The sequence below is a fragment of the Lentzea sp. JNUCC 0626 genome, assembly GCF_043632865.1.
Lineage (GTDB): Bacteria > Actinomycetota > Actinomycetes > Mycobacteriales > Pseudonocardiaceae > Lentzea.
This window is the reverse complement of sequence record NZ_CP171635.1, coordinates 2543973-2569480: the sequence shown is the minus strand read 5'-3', so window position 1 is coordinate 2569480 and position 25508 is coordinate 2543973. Positions and strand designations below refer to the sequence as shown.

The window sequence follows — 25508 nt, the reverse complement described above, 5'->3', positions numbered from 1 at the left end:
TCTCGTCAGCAGGCTGGGAGCCGTTCCCCTTTCACGACGACGAGAACGGTGTCCGATGGATCAGGCAACGGTGGCGGTGGCCGACCAGCTCGGCAAGGTGTACGGGTCCGGCCAGGCCGCGGTGACGGCGCTGGCCGGGGTGTCCGCGCGGTTCCGGCGTGGTGAGTTCACCGCCGTGATGGGACCGTCCGGGTCCGGCAAGTCCACCCTGATGCACTGCCTGGCCGGGCTCGACACGCCCACCTCGGGCAAGGCGTGGGTCGGCGGGGTGGACCTCGGTGCGTTGAAGGAGGCCGAGCTCACGAAGCTGCGGCGAGAGAAGATCGGGTTCGTCTTCCAGTCGTTCAACCTGCTGCCGACGCTCACGGCGTGGGAGAACATCGTGCTGCCGTTGACGCTCGCGGGGGTGAAGCCCGACCAGGACTGGACGCGGCGGGTGATCGACGCGGTCGGCCTCGGCGACCGGCTGCAGCACCGGCCGTCCGAACTCTCCGGTGGTCAGCAGCAGCGCGTGGCGTGCGCGCGGGCGCTCGTGTCGCGGCCGGAGATCGTGGTGGCGGACGAACCGACCGGCAACCTCGACTCCCGCACCGGCGCTCAGATCCTCTCGTTGCTGCGCCGGTGTGCGAAGGAGTGGGGCCAGACGGTGCTGATGGTCACGCACGACCCGATCGCCGCCGGGTACGCGGACCGCGTGCTGTTCCTCGCCGACGGCCGGATCGTCGACGAGATGCTGAACCCGACGCCCGACCTGGTGCTGGACCGCATGCGCCACTTCGACGGTCAGGCGGTGCGCGGATGATCCGGGTGGCCTGGCGGTCCATGACCGACAACCGGCTGCGCTTCCTGCTGCCGGCGATCGCGATCGTGTTCGGCGTCGCGTTCGTCACCGGGTCGCTGGTCTACGGCGACACCGTGCGCGCGGCCGTGGAGGGCGTCACCAAGGACTTCGACGTGCAGGTCGACCAGCGCGACAACAACGCCCTGTCCGCCGAGACCCTGGAGAAACTGCGCGGCGTGGCCGGGGTGGGTGGTCTGCGGCCGGTCGCGGAGGGTCCGGCGTTCCTGGTGGGCAAGGACGGTGCGCTCGTCGGCACGCCCGGTTCGAAGGGTGGCGTGAACTTCGATCCGCAGCGGCACAAGCTGATCAGCGGGTCCGCACCATCCGGGCCTTCGGACGTCGCGCTCGACAAGTGGGCCGCGCAACGCACCGGCTACCAGGTCGGTGACCAGCTGCGGGTCGTGGTGGCCGGGGTGGCGCGGGATGCCCGGCTCGCCGGGGTGTTCGACTTCCAGAGCACCGAACTCGCGCAGGGCGGGACGCTCGTGGCGTTCGCGGACGCGGCGGCCCAGGAGTACTTCGGCGGCGGGTACACCACGGCGTTGCTGACCGTGGCGCCTGGCACGAGTCCTTCTGAGCTGGCCGTCGCGGTGGAGAAGGCCTATTCCGATTTGTTCCGGGTGTCCACTGCGGACGAACTGACTCGGCTCGAGGCGAGTTACAACGACAAGCTGACCATGATCCTGCTGATCTTCGCGGGCGTGGCGTTGTTCTCGTCGGTCTTCTTGGTGGCCAACACGTTCACGATGCTCGCCGCCGCCCGGTCGCGTGAACACGCGTTGCTGCGGGCGGTCGGCGCCGGACGCCGGTACGTGCTGCGGCTGGTGCTCACCGAGGCGACCCTGCTGGGCGTCGTCGCGACCGTGGTCGGCTACCTGCTCGGGGTCGGGGGAGCGGCGGTGCTGAAGTCGCAGTTCGCCGTGTTCGACGGGGCGCCGGTGCCGTTGCGGCTGTTCGCGCCGACGACACTGCTCGCGGCGTTCGGCGTCGGGCTCGGGGTGACGCTGCTGGCGGCGTGGCTGCCGGCTCGCCGGGCAGCTTCGGTGCCGCCGATCGCGGCACTGCGCACCGGGCTGCCGCCGTCGGCGAAGTCGTTGCGGCTGCGGAACATCACGGGGTTCGTGGTGACCGCGCTCGGGACGGCGATGGTCGTGTTCGGACGCACCGAGGAGACGATGATCTACCTCGGGGCGCCGACCATGTTGATCGGCCTGATCATTCTCACGCCGTTGCTCGCGTCGGGGTTGACGGCTCTGCTGCGCGGTCCGCTGACCCGCGTCGCCGGACTGACCGGCACGCTCGCTGTGGAGAACACGCGTCGCAACCCGCGTCGCACCGGCGCGACGGCGAGTGCGCTCATGATCGGGCTGTCGGTGTGCGCCGCCGTCACCGTGCCGATCGCGTCGATCTCGGCGAAGGCCGAGGAGTCCGCCAAGACGTGGAACACCGCCGACGTGCGGCTGGAGGCGCTGCCGTTCGCGGACATCGCGCCCAGCGTGGCCGACGAGATCGCCCAGGTTCCCGGCGTCACGCACGTCACGGCGTTGCGGCAGGCGTCGTTGCCGTTGGACAAGGGCTTTCTCCAGGTGACGGCGGTGAACGCCGGTGCGATCAGCACGCTCGTGCCGTTGCAGATCCGCTCCGGCTCGCTGGAGCAGTTGGGGTCGGGCATCGCGGTCAGCAGCGAGATCGCGGCACAACGCGGCTGGACGCTCGGAACCGTGCTGGGCAAGGAGAAGCCGCTCCCGCTGGTGGCGATCTTCGACGCCCCTGCGGAGTTCGGTGCCGACGCTCTCGTGGACACCGCGAACGTCCCGTCCGACGAGCTGTGGAACCGCGAGGTGCTGGTCAAGGTGAGCGGGTCGGCGGAGCAGGTGCGCGACGCCATCCGCGCCAAGCTCGACAACCCGGTCCTCGTGGTGCAGACGCGCGACGAGTACGTCCAGGCGCAGGCCTCCGAGTACGACCTGTACCTGAACCTGCTCTACGCGATGCTGAGCGTCTCGGTGCTGATCGGCGCGATGTCGGTGGTCAACACCATGACGATGTCGACCATGGAACGCATCCGCGAGATCGGCCTGCTGCGCGCGATCGGCCTCGGCCGGTCCCAGGTGGGGTCGGTGCTGCGGATCGAGTCGGTGATCATCGCGGTGATCGGCGCGCTCGCGGGCGTGGTGTCCGGGTGCGTGATCGGGGCGATGACGGTGAGCGGGCAGGCGGGCACCAGTCCCGTGCTCCCGTGGGACCGGCTGGCGTTGTTCATGCTGATCACGGTGGTGATCGGGGTCGCGGCGGCGTTCGTCCCGGCTCGTCGGGCGGCGCGGATCCCGATCCTGACGGCGATCAAGACGGACACGGAGTAGTGAGCACGAGCACCCTTGAACCTTACCGATCGTTCGGTAATCATGGGTGCTCGCTCGCAACCGAAGTGGACGGTGCCGATGAACGACCGCTCTCACCTGACGACCCGCGCCGCACGGGCGGGCGCGCACGTCGCCCCCGGAGCCGCGTTGCCGCTGGTGCCCGCGCTGCACCAGACCACGGTGTACGGCTACCCGGACCTGGCGTCGCTGCACCGGGTCAACAACGGCGAGGAACGCGGTCAGGCCTACTACCGCTTCGGCCACTACAACGGCCAGGTGCTCGAACAGGTCGTGGCGGACCTGGAGGGCGCGCCGGACGCGGTCACCACGGCGTCCGGCATGGCGGCGATCACCGGCACCGTGCTCGCCCTCGCCGGTGCCGGTGACCACGTCGTGGCCGACCGCAACGTCTACGGTGGCACCCGCAGCCTGCTGGAGGCGGAGCTGCCGCGGCTGGGCATCGAGGTCACCCTCGTGGACGGCGCGGACCTCGCCGAAGTCGGCCGCGCCCTCACGCCGCGCACCAAGCTCCTCCTGGTCGAGGCCCTGACCAACCCGACCGTGCGGGTGCCGGACCTGCCCGCGTTGTCCGCGTTGGCCGGGCACGTCGGGGCCAAGCTCGTCGTCGACGCCACGTTCGTCACGCCCGCGCTGCTGCGGCCGTTGGAGCACGGCGCCGACCTGGTGTGGCACAGCGTGCCGAAGTACCTGGGCGGGCACTCGGCGGCGATGGGCGGCATCGTCTCCGGTCCCGCCGACCTGGTGGCGCGGATCCGGCAGACGGTCGTGCACCTCGGCGCCACGGTCGGCCCGTTCGACGCGTGGATGGCGTTGCTGGGCCTGAAAACCCTCGGCCTGCGCATGCAGGCGCACTCGCGAGGTGCTGCGGCGGTCGCCGAGTTCCTGGCTGCGCACCCTGGCGTTCTGCGCGTGCACCACCCGTCGCTTTCGGACCACCCGCAGGCCGCCACCGCTGCGAAGCTCTACCCGCTCGGCACCGGCGGCATGCTCTCGTTCGAACTCTCGGGGCGTCCGGCCGTCGACCGGCTGATCCACCGTCTGAACGGGACGATCCCGTTGTCCCCGAGCCTCGCCGACGTGTCCACGACGCTGATCCACCCGGCCACGACCACCCACAAGGACCTGCCGCAGGCCGAACTGGACGCGCTCGGCATCACCGACGGCCTGATCCGCCTGTCCGTGGGCATCGAGGACCCGGCCGACCTGATCGCGGAACTCGGAGCCGCCCTGGCAGGCTGAGGCGCGTGAACGTCGAAGCGGTCTGCGGCTAAGAACCAGCGTGATGACCGTGATCAACCGTAGTTCGCGGGACGAAGTCCCACCCGGCCTGGGCGAGCACCAGTCCGGGGAGGACTTCACAGTTCTGTTCACCCGCCACGCCGACGAGTTGCACCGCTATCTGGCCAGATGGGTGCCGATGGCGGCGGACGACCTCGTCGCGGACGTGTTCGTCTCGGCGATCCACAGCCGCACCCGCTTCGACGCCACCCGCGGCACCGCGCGGGCCTGGCTGTTCGGCATCGCGACCAACCTCCTGCACACCCACCTGCGCGGCCGCAGGCGGGAACGGGAGGCCTACGCGCGCCTGACGCCCGGCCACGAGAGCGACAGCCACGAGGGCCGAGTGGTCGACACCGTGGACGCCGAGACCAAGGCACGTCAGTTCGCCGTGGCGGTCCAACAGCTCAAGCAACGGGACCGCGACGTGCTGCTGCTCACGAGCTGGGCCGGTCTGGACACCACCGAGGTCGCACAGGCGCTCGACATCCCCGTCGGCACCGTGCGTTCCCGGCTCCACCGCGTCCGGCAGCAGCTGCGCGCCGCCTGTCCCGCCGTCGTCCTGGAGAGCAACGATGACTGACACCACCTGGACCGAAGAGGAACTGGACGCCGCGATCGCGGCGCAGCCGGAGGGCCCCGCCTTCTCGGCCGAGGCGAAAGAACGAGCGCTCGCCCGCGTGCTCGCCGCCGTGGCGGAGGAAGGAGCCGAGGAGCGCGGGCTGGTCGCCGCGGGCGAAGTACCGCAGCGTGGCGGAAGGCGCGGGTCGGGGGCCGTCGGCCGGCGGTGGCTCGTGGCTGCCGCGGCCGTGACCCTCGTCGCCGGCGCTCTCGTCGCCGCCCCCACCCTGTGGTCGAGCGACTCCGGCCCCGCCGCGAGCGCGGCCGAGACCCTGCGTCAGGCTGCCGCCGCCACGACCGCGCAGCCCGGCCCGTCCACGGGCCAGTACCGCTACATCGCCACGCACTCCTGGGATCTCGGCGGCGCCAACACCAGGACCGGCAAGCCCCTGTCCGTGCTCTTCCACAACCTCCAGGAGAAGTGGATCCCCGCGGACCGCACGGGCGAGTGGCTCGAACGCCGTGCCGTCCTCGACCACCGGTGGGTGGTCGGCAGCGAGGAGCTCGCCAAGGCCGAGGGCGACGGCGGCTTGTTCGCCAGCAGCAAAGCGATGGAGGAAATGCGGGGTCTGTGCGGCGACTACCCCGGCTGGAACGAGCCCCTCGGCGGCGACCCCGACTGGGGCAAGCCCTGCCTCGAACGGGTGGGCAGCTGGTACACGCCCAACCCCCGGTTCCTGGGCGCGCTGCCGACCGAACCCCAGGCGTTGTACGACCGCCTGTGGAACGAGTCCCACCAGAACGGCGCGAGCGCGCTGTACAACGCCGGCATCGTCCTGGCTTCCCCGGATGCCTCGAAGGAACTGCGGTCCGCGCTCTACCAGGCGTTGCAGCACCTGCCGAACCTCCAGGTCACCGAACGGGCGGCGAACCTCAACGGGAGGGTCGGCACCGCGCTCGGCGTGCCCGGCGGCGCAACCCGCGAGGACATCATCATCGACCCGGAGTCCGGGCGCTACATCGGCATGCGCATGGTGCTGACGGAGCCGGGAACCGACTCGTGGGCGGGTGTGCCGGCGGGGACCGACGTCTCCTTCACGGCCGTCGACACCGGAGTGGTCGACCGCGCCGGGGACAGGCCGTGATCCGTAACGCCTCCGCGTGTCGGGGGATCGCTGACTGCCCAAGGATTCGGCAGTCGGCGGTCCCCGGCCGAGCTGTGCGCGTTCACTCGGCCGGGTACACCTTCCGCAGCGATGCGGGTGATGTCACTTCGCGCCCCTAGCCTTGTGCCCCATGGGTTCTGGCAAGACGTGGAGCGCGGCAGGCCTGGCGCTCGCGCTCACCGCGGCGTTGGCGCAACCGGCTCAGGCGGACGGCCCGTTGCTCCCCGACCTCCGCCAGGCACCGGTCGGCTGCCCCGGCGGGTACGGCGGCGATCCGTCGCTGTGTCGTGACTGGGACGTGTGCCCGGTCGCCGATGCCAAGGCGCCCAACGGAGAGTGCGTCACGTCGGGCGACATCAGGGCCGTCCGCATCCGATTCACCACCGCCATGGACAACGTCGGCGACGGCCCGTTGATGCTGCACGGCCGCCGCTCCGGCGGGTCGGCGATGGACGTGCGGCAGGCGTTCCAGACCACGCGCGGTGCCCAGATCCCCGCCACCTTCGACGACGCGCGGCGTGCCACGGCCACGTCGATGTACTTCGAGCCCGCCCCGACGCACAAGCACTGGCACCTCATGGGGTTCGCCCGCATGCAGCTGCGCACACCCGGTGGGCGCACCGTCGTCGCCGACCGCAAGAACGGCTTCTGCCTGGGCGACCGCTACCGCACCGCCGACGCCGACCGCCTGCCCGGCGCTGTCCGTGACGCCGCCAGCCCGGAAGGTCAGCTCGCCGAACGGCTGAAGAAGAGCAACTGCGGCCGCGACAACCCGGACGCCACCGAGATGTTCGAGGGCATCTCGGTCGGCAGCGGCGACGACTACCGCAAGGCCGTCGACTTCCAGTGGCTCGACCTCACCAACGTCACCTCGGGCACCTACGACCTCGTCAACACCGTCAACTCCGACCGCACGCTGGTGGAATCGCGCTACGACAACAACTCCTCGTCCATCTCGATCTCCGTGCAGTGGCCGGGTGGGGCCAAGCGCCGCCCGCCGGTGATCACGGAGGCGCCCGCCGTGACGCTGGTGAAGAGCTGTCCCGGCACCGACCGGTGCTCGGACCAGGGGCGGCAACTGCCGCCGCTCGCCCCGCGCAGCGGCCCGGTCCACGAGCCCACGCCGGGTCGGCCGGAGTGCGGGACCGACGCGAGTTGCTGCGCCTGCGAATGACGTCCGGGTTGCTCCGTCTCGGGCGAGTTGTATCGCCGGCGTAACGAGTCGGTCGCTCTCAGAGACATCAGCCTTGGTGTCCGCACGAGCTGAGGGTGTGTGCCGATGAAGATCGACCTGTTCAACGAGATCCAGAACCCCGGCCCCGCGCCCGAGGAGTTCCGCTTCCGTCAGGCCCTCGACCAGGCAAGACTCGCCGACGAACTCGGCTACGGCTGCTGGTGGCAGGTCGAGCACCACGGCGCGGGGGAGTTCAGCCTGTCCTCCGCGCCGGAACTGATGCTCGCCGCGCTGTCCCAGCAGACCTCCCGCATGCGCCTCGGCCACGCCGCCGTGCTCGCGCCGGGGAAGTTCAACCACCCGATCCGCGTGGCCGAGCGGGCCGCCACCCTCGACCACCTGAGCGGCGGCCGCGTCGAACTCGGCCTCACCCGCTCCACCATCCCCGAGTGGAACCTCTTCGGCATCGAGCCCGCCGACGCCCGCGCCCAGACCGCCGAGGCGTTCGAGATGGTGCCGAAGATGTGGACCACCGACCGGTTCTCGCACCGCGGCGAGCACTACGACATCTCCGACGTCTCGATCATCCCGAAGCCGTTGCAGAGCCCGCACCCGCCGCTGTGGCAGGCCGCCGCGTCCCCGACGTCGTTCGAGGAGGCGGGCCGCCGGGGCGTGGGCGTGCTGGGGACGACGATCTGGGAGTCCATCGACCGCGTCGCCCGCATGATCGACCTGTACCGCTCGGCCGCGAACGAGTGCACCTCACCGGTCGGCTCGTTCGTCAACAACCAGGTCGCCTACTTCACCTTCGTGCACTGCGCCGAGACCGACGAGCAGGCCATGCGCAACGGAGCGGCCGCCGCCGCTGCCTGGTACACGGTGACCGCGCTGCGCTTCTTCAACGCCGCCGCCGAGTTCGCCGCGACCATGCAACGCCACCAGGACATCCTCGCGGCCGGCGACGGAGGCCTGACCGGCGAGTTCCTGCGGGCCGAGGTGGACGCCGCGCCCACCGACGCGCAGCTCGTGATCGGCCGGATCATCCAGGGCGAGGACGTGCCGGAGGACGAGCTGTTCGAGGTGCTGTCGGCGCAGCAGTCGTTGATCGTCGGCAGCCCCGACACGTGCCGCAAGAAGCTGCGGGCCTACGCGGACCTCGGGATCGACCGGCTGATGTGCCTGCAGCAGATCGGGCCGATCGGAGCCGACGAGGTCATGACGAGCATCAGGCTGATCGGGGAGCTGATCCCGGAGTTCGACCAGTCCTGACCCGCGACGCCCGGGAACCGCGAGGTCGCGGTTCCCGGTGCGGGCGCTCAGCAGTTCTTGCTGGTCAGGGTCCGCTCGCCGAAGTAGTAGACGTTCGCCCCGTGCAGGACGGCCTTCACGTCGTTGCCGTTGAGGCGCTGTTCGTAGTGCAGGTGGGCGGAGTCCTGCTGGCCGCTCTTGCCGACGCGGCCGATCTTCTGGCCCTTGGTCACCTTCGCGCCGCTCTTCACCGCCGCGTCCTCCAGGTGCGCGTAGAGCGTCGACCAGCCGCCGCCGTGGTTGATCACGACGTACGTGCCGTACCCCTTGCCCGACTTGTGCGTCACGGTCGCGGTACCGGCCGCGCTGGCCGACACGGTTTTGTACCGGTCCGCGTCGCCGCCGCCCATGTTGAAGTCGATCGCGTACTTGCGGGTTGTGGTTGGTGCGCGTCCCGGCCCGCCAGCTCTGGTTGCACGGGAACGGCATCTCGAAGCCCGGCCGCGCGGCCTCGGCGGACGGTGCCGCGGTGGCGGGCAGTGAGGTCAGGGTCAGCGACGCCAGCACGGCCGCGCAGGTCGTGACCAGTAGAGAGGAGCGCTTGATCGTCATGTCCTCGGTCCCTTCAACGGTGGGTTGCTCTGGGACCAAGGCTGTCGGCGGCCGCCCCTGGAGTTCAACGAGGGAAACCCCGGGCACCCGACCGGGTGAGCACGGCCTGACCGGGCACGTTGCGCGGTCACGTCGGCCTGGTGAACACCTTGACCAGGCCTGATCGGGACTGGACGCTTCGCTTCGCGAAGATCTTGGAGAGGTGTCCCTCCACCGTCTTCTCCGACATCTCCAGACGCCGCGCCACCTGGCGGTTCGTCATGCCGTCCGCCACCAGAGCGGCGACGTCCCGTTCCCGCCTGGTCAGCACGTCCGCAGCCGTCGTGCTCACCTGCTCGGGTGACTGCACCCCGCACGCCGTGAACAGAGCGCGCGCACGCCGGTGGTCCGGTTCGGCGTCGGCCCGCAGTGCCGTCAGGGCCTTCGCACGGACGAGGTGGGCGCGTGCGGCTTCGAGGCGTTGCTCGGTGCGGCCGAACAACGCGATCGCCTCCCCGGCCCGTTCGGCGGCGCTGTCGAACTCCCGCCGCGCCAGGTGCACCTGGGCCCAGGCGAGGTGGGCGAACGCGGCGCAGCCCGGCAACCGCAACCTGCCCGCGCCCGCGCTCGCCTCCGTCGCCCACCTCTCCGCCTCCGCCACGTCCTGCGGGCAGCACTGCACCAGCAGTTCGGCGAACTCGGGCCGGTACGCCTGCGGCACGGCCGGCAGCTCCGGCCCACCGCCTGCGGCTCGCAGGTCGAACAACGCGGCCTCGTGCTGCCCTGCGGCGAGTCGTGCGTGCCCGATGCGCAACCGTGCGAGCGTGTGGTGCCAGCCCTTGAGCGTGCGCGCTACGTCCGCCGCACGCCGCGCGACCTCCATGCCGCGCACGTGATCGCCACGCAGGATGAGCACCCACGAGTGCACAGCGAGCGTCAGCGCGTGCAGGTCCGCACTGCCGCTGAGATACGCAACCTCGACGGCTTCCTCGGCCCCGCGTTCGGCCTCCTCCAGCCCGCCGAGCCAGCGCACCGCGTTGGCCCGGCCCAGCAGCAGGTTGCCCAGCATGTGGTGCTGCCCGGTCACCCCGGCCACGGCGAGCGCGCGTTCGTAGTGCCGCAGGGAGTCGCGATAACGGCCGACGCGCAGTTCGCTCCAGCCGAGCCACACCACCGATTCGATGCGTTCGGCGACGGCCTCGTCGGTCGCGTTGTCGATCGCCAGCGCTGCCTCCCGCAGGTCGGCGCTGTCCTTGCCCGCCACCAACGCCTCGACCGCGTGCGCACCGGCCTCCAGCACCGGGTCGGCCAACCGGCGGGCGAGCGTCCGCGCGCTGTCCAGGTGCGCGGTGACGGCCAGCGGCGATTCGAGCGCTTGTGACAACGACAGCGCCACCACGAGCTTCAGCACGGCGGCGTGCGGCGAGCCGTGGTCCGGCATCGCCGCGAGTTCGCGCTGGGCCAGGGCCCTGACCTCGGCGTGCCGGCCGAGCGACCGTTCGACGTGGGCGCAGAACGCCACCACTGCGGGCCGGTCCGGGTGCCCTGCGGGCTGCTGGTCGAGCAACGAGTGCAGCGCGTCCCGGCTCTCCCGGAGCCGCCCGGCGAGCCCCAACGCCCGAGCCCGCCCCCACCGCAGGTCGAGCCCCGCGTCGGGATCGAGTTCGAGGGCCTTGCCGTACCAGTGCGCCGCCGTCTCCGGTGCCCGGTGCAGCGCGTCGTCGGCCGCGGCGGTCAGCACCGCGACGGCCTGGTGGTCGCCGGGCTGCGCCGCGAACTCGACATGCATCGCCCGGCTGCCCGCCGACGCGCCCCGCCGTTCCAGCACGGTCGCCGCACACCGGTGGGCCCGGTGCCGCACGGACGCCGGTGCCGACCGGTAGGCGACTGTCCGCACGGTCGGGTGCCGGAACCGGTAGCTGCGCAGGTCCTCGCCGCCCCGCACCAGGTCGGCGGCGCTCAGTTCGTCCAGGAAGCCGTAGACCTCGTCCACGCCGAGCCCGGTGATCTCGGCGACCACGGCCGGTTCGAACGGGTCCGAGAGCACGGCCGCGACCTGCAACACCCTGGTCGCGTCGTCGCTCAGCCCCGAGAGTTCTCCCCGCAGCACCGCGCCCAGCGAGGTGCCGTCGTCCGCGAGAGCCGCCAGGTACAACGGGTTCCCGCCGCTCAGCTCGTACATCTCGGCGCACTGCCGCGGCGCCCTGCCCACGATCCGGGCGGCGTCGTCGAGCGCCACCGGCCCGAGCTCGACGACCTCGACGTCCAGTTCGGTGGTGAGCTGCCGGGGCCGGTAGCCGCAGGCGATCAGCACCGGGGCCGCAGGCTTGTCGTGCAGCAACGAGGTGAGCAGGTGCAGCGACGCCTCGTCGGCCCAGTGCAGGTCGTCCAGCACGAGCAGGAGCCCGGTTCCGGCCAGCCGGGTGAGCAGGGCCCGCACCTCCCGGTGCAGCACGTGCCGACCGACGGGCTCGCCGTTCCCGGGAACGGCGGGGAAGCACGAGCCCAACGTCGGCGACCAGAGGTCCTCGCGCCCGGCCAGGTGGTCGTCGAGCGCGCTGACGAACACCCCGTAGGGCAGCGTCCGCTCGAGTTCGCCGACTCGTCCGGCCAGCACGAGGAACCCGTCGCGGTGCGCCGCCGACGCGAGCCGCGCCAGCAACGTCGACTTGCCCATGCCCGGATCACCCGCCACGGCGACCGCCGCGCACCGGCCGCCGGTCCGCACGGCGTCCACACGGGACTCCAACGCCGTCAGCTCAGCCGCCCGGACCACCGCGGATTCCTCTGTGGTGGAAAGGAACTCGAAACGCATTTCGCCCAGACCTCCGCTGCGACCCGGTGACAGTTTGACCCCAACCGGACAACCGGGCAACTCGGGCACAGCGGACTTCGCGGGCCCGGACTGTCCTCGCCTGTGCCGCAACGTCCGACATGGACGTTCTGGGTCGTTGCTGCCGGTGCCTGTTCTCCTTGTGGCGCAAGCTATTGTCGAGTTCAGGGACAACCGGAGGAAGTGAGCACATGGGCAACCTCGGAGCCACCGAACTGCTGATCATCGCGGCGGTCGTGCTGTTGTTGTTCGGCAGCAAGAAGCTGCCGGAGATGGCGCGGTCGCTGGGACGCTCGGCGAAGATCCTCAAGGCCGAGTCGGCGGGGCTGCGGGAAGAGCCCCAGGACGAGCGCGAGAACCCCCGGTAGCCGCAAACCCGTGGACGCCGAAAGGCGCGCCCGGCAGGAGGCCGGACGCGCCACGTCGGGTCGGTCGACTAGACGATCTTGTTGAACCCGTTCCAGCCCTGGCCGATCTGCCGCGACGCGCTGTAGGCGTCGCCGTTGTCGCGGACGTAGTTGTTGGCGTAGAGCCAGAGCGTGCCGTCGGTGCGGCGGGCGACGAGGTCGGTGAAGCCGTCGCCGGTGACGTCGGCCGGGATGATGTCGAGGTTGCCCCAGCCCTGGCCGATCTGGCGGGAAGCGCTGTAGGCGTCGCCGTTGTCCCGGATGATGTTGTTGGCGTAGAGCCACAACGTGCCGTCGGTGCGGCGGGCCACCAGGTCGGTGAAGCCGTCACCCGTGACGTCGGCGCCGAGGATCTCGTTGAAGCCGTTCCAGCCCTGGCCGATCTGCCGGCCCGCGCTGTAGGCGTCGCCGTTGTCCCGCACGAAGTTGTTCGCGTACAGCCACAGGGTGCCGTCGGGCTTGCGGCCCACGAGGTCGGTGAAGCCGTCACCGGTCACGTCCGCGCCGATGATCTTGTCGAAGACGTTCCAGCCCTGGCCGATCTGGCGGGAGGCGCTGTAGGCGTCGCCGTTGTCGCGGACGTAGTTGTTGGCGTAGAGCCAGAGCGTGCCGTCGGTGCGGCGGGTGACCAGGTCGGTGAAGCCGTCGCCGGTGACGTCGGCCGGGATGATGTCGAGGTTGCCCCAGCCCTGACCGATCTGCCGGGTGGCGCTGTAGGCGTCGCCGTTGTCGCGGATGATGTTGTTGGCGTACAGCCACAAAGTGCCGTCGGTCTTGCGGGCCACCAGGTCGTGGTAGGAGTCACCGGTGACGCTGTGCCCGGCCTTCTCCTCGGGGCCTCCGCCGCCGCTGCCGACGCCCGCGGGGGAGATGTAGCCGTCGATGTCGCCGTTGGAGAGGCTGTAGTTGGCGCGGGTGACCCTGCTCGCGTCGCCCTGGTTGCCGCCGATCGTGTAGACGCGGGAGCTGGTGGAGCTCGTGACGATCGCGACGTGGTCGATCGGGTGGTCGTCACCGGAGTTGTGGTCCCAGTCGAACACGATCGCGTCGCCCGGTTGTGGCTTGTAGCCGCTCGATCGGGAGTGGTAGAGCCCTCGCTTCGTGCCGTACGTCTTGAACGACTGCGCCCAGCCGTCGAGGCCCTTGATGTCCTCGACGCCTGCCCGGTCCCACACCCAGCGGGCGAACTCGGCGCACCACGCCATGCCGCAGCTGTTGAAGTAGCCCGGGTTGCAGGCGGAGCCGCCGATCTGGCCGGTGGCGACGTCGACGATCCGGTCTCTGGACGGCGCGGCCTGGGCGGGCGGTGCGATCAGCAGCGCACCGGCCGCCATGGCGATCGCGGCGGCCATCATCCGGATTCCTGACTTCTTCACGGGATCTCCTCCTGTGGTGGGCGGCTCGGTCGTGGTGGCCGGGCCGCTGTTGGATCCCAAGTTCGTCAGTCCGGGTTTCAAGATGGTTCAGGAATCCTTTATCCGCAGGCGAAAGCGCCTTCGGACGGCGCGGTTCCGGAAGGGGTGCGCCGCTTGGGTGAACCGCCCGCGTCCGGACGGCCCGCGGTGCGTTAAAGAAAAATTCCAGGATCCGACGGCACCCTCGGGCGCGACCCGTGTCGGTACGCGTGAAGCTGGAGGAGCACGTTTTGGAGAAGGTGTCGCTGTCGGATCCTGCGGTCGCGGACATCCCGGTGTGCGAGCGCGGCGAGCCCCTGGTCGATCTGCGCACCGTCGCGGCCCTACGGCTCGACAGCCGCTTCGCCGACGACGAGGGCTGGTACGCCCGGTTGCGGATCGGCGTGGTGGACCGGCTCGTCACGGCGCAAACCCTGCTGCCCCAAGGACTGCGGCTGCTGGTCGTCGAGGGGTACCGGCCCCTGGCGCTGCCCAGGCCGCTTGAGCCGGCCGCCGGGTTCGGGCCGCCGCACCTCGCCGGGGCGGCCGTCGACCTGAGCCTCTGCACCGTGGACCAGGTCGAGCTCGACCTGACGACGGAGGACCTGCGCCACCGCGACGTCCTGGCGGAGGCGTTGCGCGGCGCGGGGTTGGTGAACTGCCCGGACGCGTGGTGGCACTGGTCCTACGGCGACCGGTACTGGGCTCACCTGACTGGGTCCCCCCAAGCCTGGTACGGACCGACTGTGCCCTGAACGTCCCCGCGCGGCCGCACGATCTGATCTACTTCCCCTTGGTGACACCGGGGAGGTCGCGTCTTTTGCTGGAGTTCCGGTTGCTCGGCCCCGTCGAGGCCGTGGTCGCTGGCACGCCCGTACCACTCGGCGGGCTCAAGCCGCAGGTGCTGCTGGCCGCGCTGGTGCTGGAACGGGGAAAGGTGGTGTCGACGAGCCGGCTCGTCGAACTGGTGTGGGGCGAGGACCCGCCCACCAGCGCCCGGTCGTTGATCCAGACGTACGTCTCCAAGCTGCGCAAGGCGTTGGCGGACCACGGTGCCCCGGACGTGATCGTGTCGCGCTCGCCCGGCTACCTGGTCCGCCTCGACGGCGCCCAGGTCGACGCCGATGCGCTCGCTCTCCTGCTCTCTCAGGCGAAGCAGGAGAGCCAGGCGCACGCCGCGCGGCTGTTGAGCGAGGCGGTGGCCCTGTCGCGCGGGCCCGCGTTGTCCGGCCTGCAGGACACGTTGCTGCGCGGCGAGGCCAGACGGCTCGACGAACTCCTCGTGGCCGTGCAGGAAGAACGCTTCGCCACCGAACTGGGCCTCGGCCGGGTCGAGCACCTCGCCGAACTCACCGGCGCGGTCACCCGGCACCCGGCCAACGAGCGGTTGCGGGGCCAGCTGATGGTCACGCTCTACCGCCTGGGCCGGCAGGCGGACGCCCTTGCCTGCTACCGCGAGGGCAGGGACGCGCTCGTCGACGAACTGGGCGTGGAGCCGGGTTCCGAGATCGTCGCCATCCACTCGGCGATCCTGCGCGGCACGCTGGAACTGGTCCCGGCCGAGGTCGCGCCGATCGGCCAGACCGCCGTGGTGCCCGCGCAGCTGCCCGCTTCACCCGCCGACTTCACCGGCCGAGTCCGCGAGCTCGCCGCCCTGGCCGCCGGTCTCGCCGACGAGCAGCCCGCCGTGCACGTCGTGGCCGGACAGGGAGGCTGCGGCAAGTCCGTGCTGACGGTCCGCGCCGCGCACGAGGCGTCCGCCTGGTATCCCGACGGCCAGCTGTACGCCGAACTGCGCGGCACCTCCGACGTCCCGGCCACCCCCGGCGAGATCCTGGGCCGGTTCCTGAGCGCACTGGGCATCGACACCCCGGCGCTGCCCGAGTCGACGCAGGAACGCCAGGAGCTCTACCGGACCCTGTTGTCCGGCCGCAGGGTTCTCGTCGTGCTGGACGACGCCGCGTCCGAGGAACAGGTGCGCCCGCTGCTTCCAGGTGCGGCCCGCTGCGCGGTGCTCATCTCGTCACGCGACCGCCTGGCCGGGCTCGCCGGCGCGTTGTTCACCGAGCTGGACCTGGTGACGCCGGAGGAGGCGCACGACCTGCTGGCGCGCATCGCCGGTGACGCCCGCCTGGCCGGAGAAGAATCCTCCGCGCGCCGGATCGTCGACGCCTGCGGCCGATTACCGCTGGCGTTGCGGATCGCCGGAGCCCGCCTCGCCTCCCAACGCCGGCTGCCGTTGCAGGTGCTCGCCGACCGCCTGACCGACGAACGCCGCCGCCTCAACGAACTCGCCGCCGGCGACCTCGCCGTCCGCAGCAGCATCTCGCTGAGCTACCGATCCCTGGACACCTCGGCGCGCACAGCGTTGGGCCGCATGGGCCACCTGGGCCTGCCCGACTTCTCCACCTGGGTCGTCAGCTGGATGCTCCAGACCTCCGAGGCAGAAGCCGAGAAGGTCCTGGAAGTCCTAGTAGACGCGCAACTCGCCACCCTGTCCGGCGCCGACGCGGCAGGCGTCCTGCGCTACCGCCTGCACGACCTGGTCCGCCTCTACGCCCGCGAACGAGCCGAGGCCGATGAACCTCTGGAGCTCACCGGCTCCACCGCCCGCGTCCTCAGCGGCTGGATCGCCCTGCTGGGCGCCACGACGCGCGACAACCCTCCGGCGGAGTCCACCTGGCACCCAGCTCTGGACCACCGAGACCCGGCTGACATCGCCGAGTTGGCCGCCCGCCTGCCCGCAGACCTCGACACGTGGCTGCAGGGCGAGGAACCGTCCCTGGCCGTGGCGGTCGAACGCGCCGCCGCGATCGGCCTGCACCGCCAGGTCTGCGACTTCGTCTCCGCCCACAACGCGATCGAGCAGGTGACGAACCGCAAGGAGTTGCGCGACCGGATCATCGCCGTCGCCATGACGTCCGCGAAGCACACCGGCGACCCCGCTCTCGAAGCCGACGTTCTCGCCGTGCTTGCGGCCCTGCGCTACGCCCAGGACCGCTTCGCCGACTCCCGCCGCCTCTACGGCGAGGCGCTGAGCCTCTGCCGCAACCAGCACGACGTGCGCGGCCAGGCAGCGGCCCTGGCCGGCATGGGCGTCGCCTGCCGCGAACCGGGCCACCTCACCGAGGCGGTCCACTTCCTGAGCCAGGCCGCCACCCTCTCGCAGGCGCTCGACGACCAGGTCCGCATCGGCCAGGTACTGCGCATCCGCGGCTCCGTGCACCTCGAGTTGGGCGACTTCCCCGCGGCCTGGTCGGACCTGGAGGAGTCCCTGGCCGCCTACCACCGAGCCGGCAGCCGCCGAGGCGTCGCACTCTCGTTGCGCACCATGGGCCTCTACCACCGCGCACGCGGCGAGTACGACGAGTCCATGGCCGCCTGCGCCGACGCCGCCGTGATCTTCGCCGAGTTGGGCGACGACCTCATGCACTCCTACGCCGTCCGAGCCCACGCCAAAGCGCAGATGCGGGCAGGGTTCGCCGCAGAAGCGTTGCCACGCCTCGAATCCGCCCTCGCCACGGCCCGCGCCCACGAGGACCGCTGGGGCCAGGCCGCCACCCTCCGCGTCCTCGGCCAACTGCATCTGGGCGGGGGCCGGCTGGACCTCGCCCAGGACTGCCTCGACGCTGCCATGTCGTTGTGGGAGAGCATGGAAACCCCGCTCTGGCAGGCACGCACCGAACACGACCTCGCCCTGCTGCATCGGGCCCGCGGCGACGTTGTCGCGGCGGACGCGGCGTTTGCGCGGGCACGGGAGGTATTCCACGCGAGAGGGGCCCGCGAGCACCGCGAACTCGTGTAACGGCGCTGATCACGTCCCGATTTACGTGCATGCCCATGAGCCGGAACGAACTCTTTGCCGAGGAACTGGACAAGGCCCTCGCCGGTGACGAGATCCAGCGAGGGTTGAGCGAGACGAAGTCGATCACTGGGGAAGTACTCCGGGAGCGATGCCTGCGCGAGTCGGACCGGATCTGGGACGAACTCCGAGAGCAGGTCAAGGCCTTCGACATCTCAATCGAACGCGTCGAACGCGTGGAGGCGTTGGGCAAGCCAGGGCGGGTGATGTGGAACTTCGTCACGTCTTGGCGCACGTACTGCCTGCTGCCGCTGGTAGGGCTGCTGCTCATCGTTCTGGGATTTCAACGTGCTGGTCCCGGCGCGTCCAACACCGTCGTGAGCGTCTCCGTGCTCGTCGTGGTCGAGATGTTCTTCGGGTTGGCGGCCTTGGTGTTCCTGACCGACTCGGGAGATCGCCGAACCGCGAAGAAGAAGCGTGCGCACCGGGCACGCCGGCGAGGTGACGTCCCCAGCCCGGTTCTGCTCATCGGCATTGGCGTGGCGCTCTTCTACCTGGAGGTCGTGCGGGTGGTGCGAGGCGACGAGCTGAAGACGGTCCAGGGAGCGGACGAGGCGGGCTGGCTCGCGATCGCGAGCGCGTTCACGGGTGCGCTGGTCTTTGCACCGCTGCTCGCAGGCCTGAACAGAGGGGTTGGTCGCCGTAGAGATCTCCTGGGTCTTTGGCTGCTCGCGGCCACCTCGGTGAGCGTGCCGGTGATGTTTTTCCTGGTGAGCCAGATCGATTCGATGAAGATGCTGACGGGCACGCCCGATCTGGTCTTCGTCATCGCCGGCGAGGTCGTCCTGGCCGCCAGCGGCCTGATCGTGCTGGTGGGCAGGTGGAGGCCGACGGTCGAGGAAGTGCGTGCCGTTCACACGTGGCGGCAGGAGGCGCTGATCGAGTCGTTGGTGCAGGAACACGTCCTCCCGTTCCTGAGAGGTGAGATCTCCAGGCACCTCGACGACTTCTCGGTACAGCTGAACGTCCCCGACGCGCCGGGGATCAGCCAGGTGTTCGACAGCCTCTACCGGGTTCCGACGGCCGCCGCAGCGAGGGTTGGCGTCCTGCTGAAGGGCATGCCCGGCGGCAGCATCGGACTGGCGGGGTCGCGAGGTTCGGGCAAGACGACCTTGATGGAGTCCTACTGCGTCAATCCGGACAAGACGCTGGCGACGATGGTCGCCGCGCCCGTGGAGTACGCGGCGCGAGAGTTTCTCCTGCACCTCTACTCGAAGGTGTGCATGGAGGTGCTCGGCGAAGAACGCGACATGCGATTCCTCTGGGAACGCGCTCGTGCCGAGCGTCGCCGCGCCAATCGGATCATCGCCGTGATGTCTTCCGGATTCTTGGTGGCGGCGCTGGGCATGGTGGTGTACGGCTTCAGCCGAGAGATACAGACTGCTGCGCCCAGTCAGTTGTGGGGATTGGCGCTCCTCTTGTCGGGTCTTTCTGTCAGCTTCGTGACACTCGCCCGTGAGAGCACTCTGGTTCCGCGACAACGGCGGAATCTGGAATACGGCTCATCGCTGCGGGCGAGAGCGGCCGACCGGCTCGAAGAGATCCGCTACCAGCAGACCTACACCACGACCGCGACCGGAACGGTAAAACTGCCCATCGGCATCGAGGGTGCGCTGAGCAAGGCCCGCGGCCTCGTCCGGCAACCCATGCACCTGCCCGAAATCGTGGACTCCTTGAGGAGCTTCCTCGCCGAGGTCGCGCACGACCGCGGCCGGGTCATCATCGGTATCGACGAACTCGACAAGATGAAGTCGGAGACGGCGGCCGAGCAGTTCCTCAACGAGATCAAGGGGATCTTCGGGATCAAGAACGTCTACTTCCTCGTGTCGGTGTCCGAGGAGGCGATGAGCACGTTCGAACGGCGCGGACTGCCGTTCCGCGACGTCTTCGACAGCACCTTCGACGAGATCGTCTGGTTCGACCACCTCAGCACCGTGGAGGCGACCGCGACGATCGACCGGCGGGTGCTGGTGCCGATTCCGTTCAAGCAGTTGTGTTTCACCTTATCGGGCGGTCTGCCTCGTGACCTGATCCGGGTTGTCCGGATGATGCTCGACAGCCAGCAGGAGCGGCCGCCCACGAGTCTCCGGGTGATCGCGAAGCGGCTGGTGTCGGAGGACGTGAGGCGCAAGACGCGTGCGGTCGTAGTCGCGGCGCGGCGGTTGGACGCCGAGCCGCTCATGAGCTGCTTCCTCGCTACGTGCGACGAGGTGGCCCGGCGGGAGATCGATCACGACGTCCTGGCACGACTGACGGGCGAGATCGTGCCGGGCGACATCATGCCCGTGGACGAGGCGACCCGGCAGCTGTGTCGGCTGATCGGGGAGCTCGCTGGCTTCTACTACTACGCGGCCACGTTGCTGGAGTTCTTCGACGATGACGCTGACGAGGAACGGTGGCAGGTCGCCGGTGCCGGCAACGAACCCAGGTCACTTGGATCGCTCGCCACGGCGCGGCAGGCCTTCGCGACGAGCCCGAGCGTTGCCTGGCAGGGCGTGTCGCGGTTCCGGCACGCGTGGGGGTTCGACGTGCTCGAGTACCCGCCCGCCCTCACGGGCAGGCGGGAAACGCACGCGAACGGCCACAAGCAGAGGTCCGGCCTGGTCTAGGCCTCCAGCGGCAGCCGCACCTGGAACCGCGTGTCGCCCGGCACCGACTCGACCCGGATGTCGCCGTGGTGCTTGTTGACCACGATCCGCCACGAGATCTCCAGCCCGAGCCCCGTGCCCTCCCCGACCGGCTTGGTGGTGAAGAACGGTTCGAAGATCCGGCTCTTCACCTCAGCGGGGATACCAGGCCCGGTGTCGCCGATCTCCACGACCAGGTAGTGCTCCTGCCGGAACGTCCGCACGGTCAACGTGCCCGAGCCGCCCATCGCGCTCAGGGCGTTGTCGATCATGTTCGTCCACACCTGGTTGAGCTCGCCGGCGAACGCGGAGATGCGGGGGAGCCCTCGGTCGTAGTCCTTGACCACCTGCACGTCGCCGAGCTTGCCGCCGAACATGACCAGGGTCGAGTCGAGCAGTTCGTGCACGTCGACGACCTGGAACGGCGTGCGGTCCATCTGCGAGTACTGCTTGGCCGCGCCGACCAGGGTGGACACGCGGGTGGTGGCGTCCTCGATCTCGTTCATCAGCATCTCGGTCTCGACCGTGTACCGCAGCCAGTAGACGGCCGAGCCCGTGATCGCGGCCGAGCACGGCAGCAGCGACGTCTCCAGCCACTCGACGTCGAGGCCGCCCGCGACCAGCACGGGCGCGAGTTCCCAGCCGCCGGTGATGCCGTGGTCGTCGAGCCAGTCGGACACCTCGTCCTCGGCGTCGCTGGTCTCCAGCGGGCTGAGCTTCGGTGCCTTGGCGACCTGTTCGACCGCCTTCTCCTGGAGCTTCACCAATGCGGGCAGTTCGGCCGGGTCGAGCGCCCCCTGGGCCAGCAGCGCGAGTTTGTGCCGCATGCCCGCCACCCGTTCGCGCAGGGCGGCGGTGGCTCGGACGGCTGCGGCGGCCGGGTTGTTGAGCTCGTGCGTGAGGCCTGCGGACAGGGCGCCCAGGGCGGTGAGGCGTTCGTGCTGGCCCACCGTCGCCTGGGTGTTGCGCATGCCCCAGAACAGGCCCTCCAGCAGGTGCATCGCCATGGGGAACCACGTGCGGATCATCGGGCCGAACTCGTCGGCGTCGAACTGGAGCATCGACGTGGCGGTGATCGACTCGACGGTCATCTGGTAGGTCGGCTGGTCGAGCTCCAGGTACGCCTGGGTGGCGCCGAAGTACGAGCCGCGCTGGTCGCTGCGGCTCACCTCGATGCGCTGGCCGCCGATCGTGCGGCAGAGCGCGACCGTGCCGTCGAGCAGCACGAAGAAGCACGTCGCGGCGTCGCCCTCGGTGAGCACGGGCGTGCCCGCGTCGCGCGTCTCGATGTGCCCGTGGGACGCGAGCCACTCCAGCTGGGCGTCGTCGAGCTTTTCGAAGAGGAACAGTTCGCGCAGCTCCGCGGTGGTGAGCCTGTCCATCAGGACCTCTCCAGGTAACGGTGGACCAGGGTGACGGCCATGGCGCCCTCGCCGACGGCGGACGCGACGCGCTTGACCGAGTCCGCGCGGACGTCGCCCGCCACGAACACGCCCGGCACGTTCGTCTCCAGGTGGTACGGCGCCCGGCCGAGGTCCCAGCCCGGCGGGGTGGTGCCGAGGTCGGGCCCGGCCAGCAGGAAGCCGCGGTCGTCACGTTCCAGTGTGCCGTCGAGCCAGTCGGTGCGCGGGGCGGCGCCGATGAACGCGAACAGCCAGCTGGCCTCGACCGTCGTCCGCTCGCCGGTCTTGTTGTGCAGCAACGTGAGCGTTTCGAGGTGGTCCTCGCCCGTGCCGGAGCAGACCTCGGTGTGCGTGCGCACCTCGACGTTCGGGATCGCGTCCAGCTGGTCGATCAGGTACCGCGACATCGACTGCTCCAGCCCGTCGCCGCGCACCAGCAGCACGACCTTGCGCGCGTGCCCGGAGAAGTAGACGGCCGCCTGGCCCGCCGAGTTCGCGCCGCCGACCAGGTAGACGTCCTGACCGGCGCAGTTCGGGCCCTCGGTGGTCGAGGCGCCGTAGTAGACACCACGCCCGGTGAGCGTGCCGAGGCCCGGCGCGTCGAGCAGCCGGTACGAGACGCCGGTCGCGAGGATGACGGTGTGCGCGGCGAGTTCCGTGCCGTCGCCGAACCGCACCACGCGGGCGGAACCCCGGCGTTCCAGCGAGACGACGTCACGGGTCGTCAGCAGCTCGACCCCGAACTTGACCGCCTGCCTGCGGGCGCGTTCGGTGAGCTGGCCGCCGGACACGCCGTCGGGAAAGCCCAGGTAGTTCTCGATGCGGCTGCTGGTGCCCGCCTGTCCGCCGGTCGCGATCCGTTCCACGAGGACGGTCCGCAACCCCTCGGACCCGCCGTACACCGCGGCACCGAGCCCGGCGGGCCCACCGCCGACGACGATCAGGTCGTAGAAGTCGGCCGACGGCTGCGTGCTCAGCCCCACCTCGGCGGCGAGGTCCGCGTCGGACGGGTCCACCAGCGCCTTGCCCTGCGCCGTGACCACGATCGGCAACGTCGTCCCGTCCTGGTGCGCGGCCTTGAGCAGGCACTGGGCCTCGGGTTCCTCGAGCGCGTGCCAGACGAACGGCACGCTGTTGCGCGCCAGGAAGTCGCGCACCTCGTAGGACCGCGGCGACCACCGGTGCCCGACCACCCGCACCCGCTGCGGCGGCTGCCGGTCGCTCACCGCCCACGCCCGCAGCTGCTCGTCGAGCACCGGGTAGAGGTTCTGCTCCGGCGGGTCCCACGGCTTGAGCAGGTAGTGGTCGAGGTCCACGACGTTGATCGCCTGGATCGCCGCGTCGGTGTCCGCGTACGCCGTCAGCAGCACCCGGCGGGCCTGCGGGAACACGTCCATCGCCTGTTCGAGGAACTCGATGCCGCTCATCTGCGGCATCCGGTAGTCGGCCAGCAGCGCCGCGACCTCCTCGCCGCGCAGCTTGATCTCGTGCAGGGCGTCCAGCGCCTGCGCCCCGGACTCCGCCCGCACGATCCGGTAGTGCTCGCCGTACTGACGGCGCAGGTCGCGCGCGACCGACCGGGACACGGCAGGGTCGTCGTCCACCGTGAGAATCGAAGGCCGCGCGACGCGACCGGCAGTCGTCATGCGTCCAGTCAAACACCAGAACTTGTCGATGTCCTCAACAGAGGTACCGTCGTCGCGTGACCACCAAGACCTGTGCACACGTCGCCGAGCTTCCCGCCGAGCCCGCACCGTCCACGTTGGAGGGCTGCGAGGACTGCTTGGCCGTCGGCGGCCGGTGGGTGCACCTGCGCCTGTGCCTCGGCTGCGGCAAGGTCGCCTGCTGCGACTCCTCGCCCGCCAAGCACGCCTCGAAGCACTTCGCCGACGAGGGCCACCCGATCATCCGTTCGTTCGAGCCGGGGGAGACCTGGCGCTGGTGTTTCGTGGACAACACCCTCGTCTGACCCGCCTGATAGCTGAGGACTATCAGGCAATAGAAACGTTCGTTTGGACAGCGGATCCCTTGCCGGAGGAAGGTCGAAATCGCTCGACCTCACCGAATCCGGCAAGGGAGACCTGCAATGGCGAAGGTCCTGTGCGTCCTCTACGACGACCCCATCAACGGCTACCCCAAGACCTACGCGAGGGACGGCCTGCCGCACCTCGACGGCTACCCGGGCGGTCAGACGCTGCCCACGCCGTCCGCGATCGACTTCACGCCGGGCCACCTGCTCGGCAGCGTCTCCGGTGAGCTGGGCCTGCGCCAGTACCTGGAGAGCCAGGGCCACACGCTCGTCGTCACCTCCGACAAGGACCGCGACGGCTCGGTGTTCGACCGGGAACTCGCCGACGCGGACGTCGTGATCTCCCAGCCGTTCTGGCCCGCCTACCTGACGGCGGAACGGATCGCGCGCGCCCCGAAGCTCAAGCTCGCCCTGACGGCGGGCATCGGCTCGGACCACGTCGACCTGGACGCGGCGATCGCGCACGGCGTCACGGTCGCGGAGGTGACGTACTGCAACTCGATCAGCGTCGCCGAGCACGTCGTGATGTCGATCCTCAACCTGGTGCGCAACTTCGTGCCGTCCCACCAGATCGTGCTCGACGGCGGCTGGAACATCGCCGACGCGGTGGCCCGCTCGTACGACGTGGAAGGAATGCACGTCGGCACCGTCGCGGCAGGACGCATCGGCCTCGCGGTCCTCAAGCGCCTGGCGCCGTTCGACATGCACCTGCACTACACCGACCGCCACCGCCTGCCCGAGAGCGTGGAGCGCGAGTACAACCTGACGTTCCACGAGAGCGCGGCCGCCATGGTCCCGCACTGCGACGTCGTGACGATCAACGCACCCCTGCACCCGGAAACCGAAAGCCTCTTCGACGACGAACTCATCGCGACGATGAAGCGCGGCGCCTACCTGATCAACACGGCCCGCGCCCGCATCGCCGACCGCGACGCCGTCGTCAGGGCCCTGCAGAGCGGCCAGCTCGCCGGATACGCGGGCGACGTGTGGTTCCCGCAGCCCGCCCCGGCCAACCACCCGTGGCGCACGATGCCGAACCACGGCATGACCCCGCACATCTCCGGCAGCTCGCTGTCCGCCCAGGCCCGCTACGCCGCAGGCACGCGCGAGATCCTCGAGTCGTTCTTCGCCGGCACCCCGATCCGCGACGAGTACCTGATCGTCGACGGCGGCAAGCTGGCCGGCACCGGCGCCCACTCCTACTCGACGAACAGCTGATGACCGCGAAACCCGAAGCGGCACAGGCAGTCCTGGCCGCCAAGACCCGGCTGGGACTGACCTGGGCGGCGATCGCCGAGGCACTCGACCGCCCGCTGGTGTGGACGACCGCGGCGTTGCTGGGCCAGCACCCGGTGCCGGTCGACGCCGCCGCTGTCGCGGGCAAGCTATTGGAACTGTCCCCCGTGCAGGTCGAGGCGCTGGTGGCCCAGCCTTCGCGGGGTGCGCTGGAGACGGCGGTGCCGGTCGATCCGACGATCTACCGGTTCTACGAGGTGGTGCAGGTCTACGGCCCGACCATCAAGGAACTGATCCACGAGCAGTTCGGCGACGGGATCATGAGCGCGATCAACTTCCGGATGAACGTCGAACGCGTCGAGGACCCGGCGGGCGACCGCGTGGTCGTGACGCTGGACGGGAAGTTCCTGCCCTACCAGTGGTGAACCCGTGCTGCCCGCCATCTCGTTTGTCACGGCGATGGCGGGCAGCACT

Annotated in this window: 19 protein-coding genes; 14 read left to right on the top strand and 5 right to left on the bottom strand. The window is 70.2% G+C overall.

Going from position 1 to position 25508, the window contains the following annotated elements; all coding sequences use genetic code 11:
* The first annotated feature begins 55 nt into the window (after positions 1-55).
* The 7 genes from JNUCC0626_RS11415 (at position 56) to JNUCC0626_RS11385 (ending at position 8673) form a co-directional block, all read left to right on the top strand.
* Positions 56-802, top strand: a complete 747-nt coding sequence (locus JNUCC0626_RS11415; protein WP_394619676.1) for an ABC transporter ATP-binding protein — start codon at positions 56-58, stop codon at positions 800-802.
* Positions 799-3204: an ABC transporter permease gene (locus JNUCC0626_RS11410; protein ID WP_394619675.1), complete on the top strand. Its 2406-nt coding sequence runs from the start codon at positions 799-801 to the stop codon at positions 3202-3204. The genes JNUCC0626_RS11415 and JNUCC0626_RS11410 overlap by 4 nt, the downstream gene beginning before the upstream one ends.
* Before the next feature lie 78 nt (positions 3205-3282).
* Positions 3283-4464: a trans-sulfuration enzyme family protein gene (locus JNUCC0626_RS11405; RefSeq protein ID WP_394619674.1), complete on the top strand. Its 1182-nt coding sequence runs from the start codon at positions 3283-3285 to the stop codon at positions 4462-4464.
* Positions 4465-4507: 43 nt separating this feature from the next.
* Positions 4508-5086 (top strand): RNA polymerase sigma factor, encoded by a 579-nt coding sequence (locus tag JNUCC0626_RS11400; RefSeq protein WP_394619673.1) that lies wholly within the window; start codon positions 4508-4510, stop codon positions 5084-5086.
* Positions 5079-6209 carry a CU044_5270 family protein gene (locus JNUCC0626_RS11395; protein WP_394619672.1) on the top strand — a complete coding sequence of 377 codons (1131 nt, stop codon included), beginning with the start codon at positions 5079-5081 and terminating at the stop codon, positions 6207-6209. The genes JNUCC0626_RS11400 and JNUCC0626_RS11395 overlap by 8 nt, the downstream gene beginning before the upstream one ends.
* Before the next feature lie 151 nt (positions 6210-6360).
* The gene (locus JNUCC0626_RS11390) at positions 6361-7404 is read left to right on the top strand and encodes a lysyl oxidase family protein (RefSeq protein ID WP_394619671.1); all 1044 of its coding nucleotides are present in this window, start codon (positions 6361-6363) and stop codon (positions 7402-7404) included.
* A 105-nt stretch (positions 7405-7509) separates the two neighbouring features.
* Positions 7510-8673, top strand: a complete 1164-nt coding sequence (locus tag JNUCC0626_RS11385; protein WP_394619670.1) for an LLM class flavin-dependent oxidoreductase — start codon at positions 7510-7512, stop codon at positions 8671-8673.
* 47 nt (positions 8674-8720) lie between these two features.
* On the opposite strand, the gene JNUCC0626_RS11380 is transcribed toward JNUCC0626_RS11385, so the two are convergent.
* Together JNUCC0626_RS11380 and JNUCC0626_RS11375 are read right to left on the bottom strand one after the other, a co-directional pair.
* Positions 8721-9062 carry a M23 family metallopeptidase gene (locus JNUCC0626_RS11380; RefSeq protein ID WP_394619669.1) on the bottom strand — a complete coding sequence of 114 codons (342 nt, stop codon included), beginning with the start codon at positions 9060-9062 and terminating at the stop codon, positions 8721-8723.
* Between the two features lie 329 nt (positions 9063-9391).
* The gene (locus JNUCC0626_RS11375) at positions 9392-12058 is read right to left on the bottom strand and encodes an ATP-binding protein (RefSeq protein ID WP_394619668.1); all 2667 of its coding nucleotides are present in this window, start codon (positions 12056-12058) and stop codon (positions 9392-9394) included.
* A 209-nt stretch (positions 12059-12267) separates the two neighbouring features.
* Between JNUCC0626_RS11375 and tatA the strand changes: the two genes are divergently transcribed.
* Positions 12268-12444 carry a Sec-independent protein translocase subunit TatA gene (gene tatA / locus JNUCC0626_RS11370; protein ID WP_394619667.1) on the top strand — a complete coding sequence of 59 codons (177 nt, stop codon included), beginning with the start codon at positions 12268-12270 and terminating at the stop codon, positions 12442-12444.
* A 68-nt stretch (positions 12445-12512) separates the two neighbouring features.
* Here the strand turns inward: tatA and JNUCC0626_RS11365 are convergent, their stop codons facing one another.
* Entirely contained in the window at positions 12513-13859 is a 1347-nt protein-coding gene (locus tag JNUCC0626_RS11365; RefSeq protein WP_394619666.1) for an FG-GAP-like repeat-containing protein, read from the bottom strand.
* A gap of 236 nt (positions 13860-14095) precedes the next feature.
* Here JNUCC0626_RS11365 and JNUCC0626_RS11360 point away from each other — a divergent pair, with 236 nt between their 5' ends.
* From JNUCC0626_RS11360 to JNUCC0626_RS11350, 3 genes are all read left to right on the top strand, one after another.
* Positions 14096-14632, top strand: a complete 537-nt coding sequence (locus tag JNUCC0626_RS11360) for a dipeptidase (RefSeq protein ID WP_394619665.1) — start codon at positions 14096-14098, stop codon at positions 14630-14632.
* A gap of 65 nt (positions 14633-14697) precedes the next feature.
* Complete coding sequence (locus tag JNUCC0626_RS11355) at positions 14698-17682, top strand: AfsR/SARP family transcriptional regulator (protein ID WP_394619664.1); 2985 nt, start codon at positions 14698-14700, stop codon at positions 17680-17682.
* A gap of 35 nt (positions 17683-17717) precedes the next feature.
* Positions 17718-20348 carry a P-loop NTPase fold protein gene (locus JNUCC0626_RS11350; RefSeq protein WP_394619662.1) on the top strand — a complete coding sequence of 877 codons (2631 nt, stop codon included), beginning with the start codon at positions 17718-17720 and terminating at the stop codon, positions 20346-20348.
* On the opposite strand, the gene JNUCC0626_RS11345 is transcribed toward JNUCC0626_RS11350, so the two are convergent.
* Both JNUCC0626_RS11345 and JNUCC0626_RS11340 read right to left on the bottom strand, forming a co-directional pair.
* Positions 20345-21748, bottom strand: coding sequence for an ATP-binding protein (locus JNUCC0626_RS11345; RefSeq protein WP_394619661.1), 1404 nt, complete (start codon positions 21746-21748; stop codon positions 20345-20347). The two genes, JNUCC0626_RS11350 and JNUCC0626_RS11345, sit on opposite strands and share 4 nt — an antisense overlap.
* The gene (locus tag JNUCC0626_RS11340) at positions 21748-23415 is read right to left on the bottom strand and encodes an FAD-dependent oxidoreductase (RefSeq protein WP_394619660.1); all 1668 of its coding nucleotides are present in this window, start codon (positions 23413-23415) and stop codon (positions 21748-21750) included. The genes JNUCC0626_RS11345 and JNUCC0626_RS11340 overlap by 1 nt, the downstream gene beginning before the upstream one ends.
* Positions 23416-23471: 56 nt before the next feature.
* On the opposite strand from JNUCC0626_RS11340, the gene JNUCC0626_RS11335 reads away from it, so the two are divergent.
* From JNUCC0626_RS11335 to cynS, 3 genes are all read left to right on the top strand, one after another.
* Entirely contained in the window at positions 23472-23738 is a 267-nt protein-coding gene (locus JNUCC0626_RS11335) for a UBP-type zinc finger domain-containing protein (RefSeq protein WP_285640604.1), read from the top strand.
* Between the two features lie 117 nt (positions 23739-23855).
* Positions 23856-25016, top strand: coding sequence for an NAD-dependent formate dehydrogenase (locus JNUCC0626_RS11330; RefSeq protein WP_394619659.1), 1161 nt, complete (start codon positions 23856-23858; stop codon positions 25014-25016).
* Positions 25016-25459 carry a cyanase gene (gene cynS / locus JNUCC0626_RS11325; RefSeq protein WP_394619658.1) on the top strand — a complete coding sequence of 148 codons (444 nt, stop codon included), beginning with the start codon at positions 25016-25018 and terminating at the stop codon, positions 25457-25459. Before JNUCC0626_RS11330 ends, cynS begins: the two co-directional genes overlap by 1 nt.
* Positions 25460-25508: the final 49 nt, after the last annotated feature.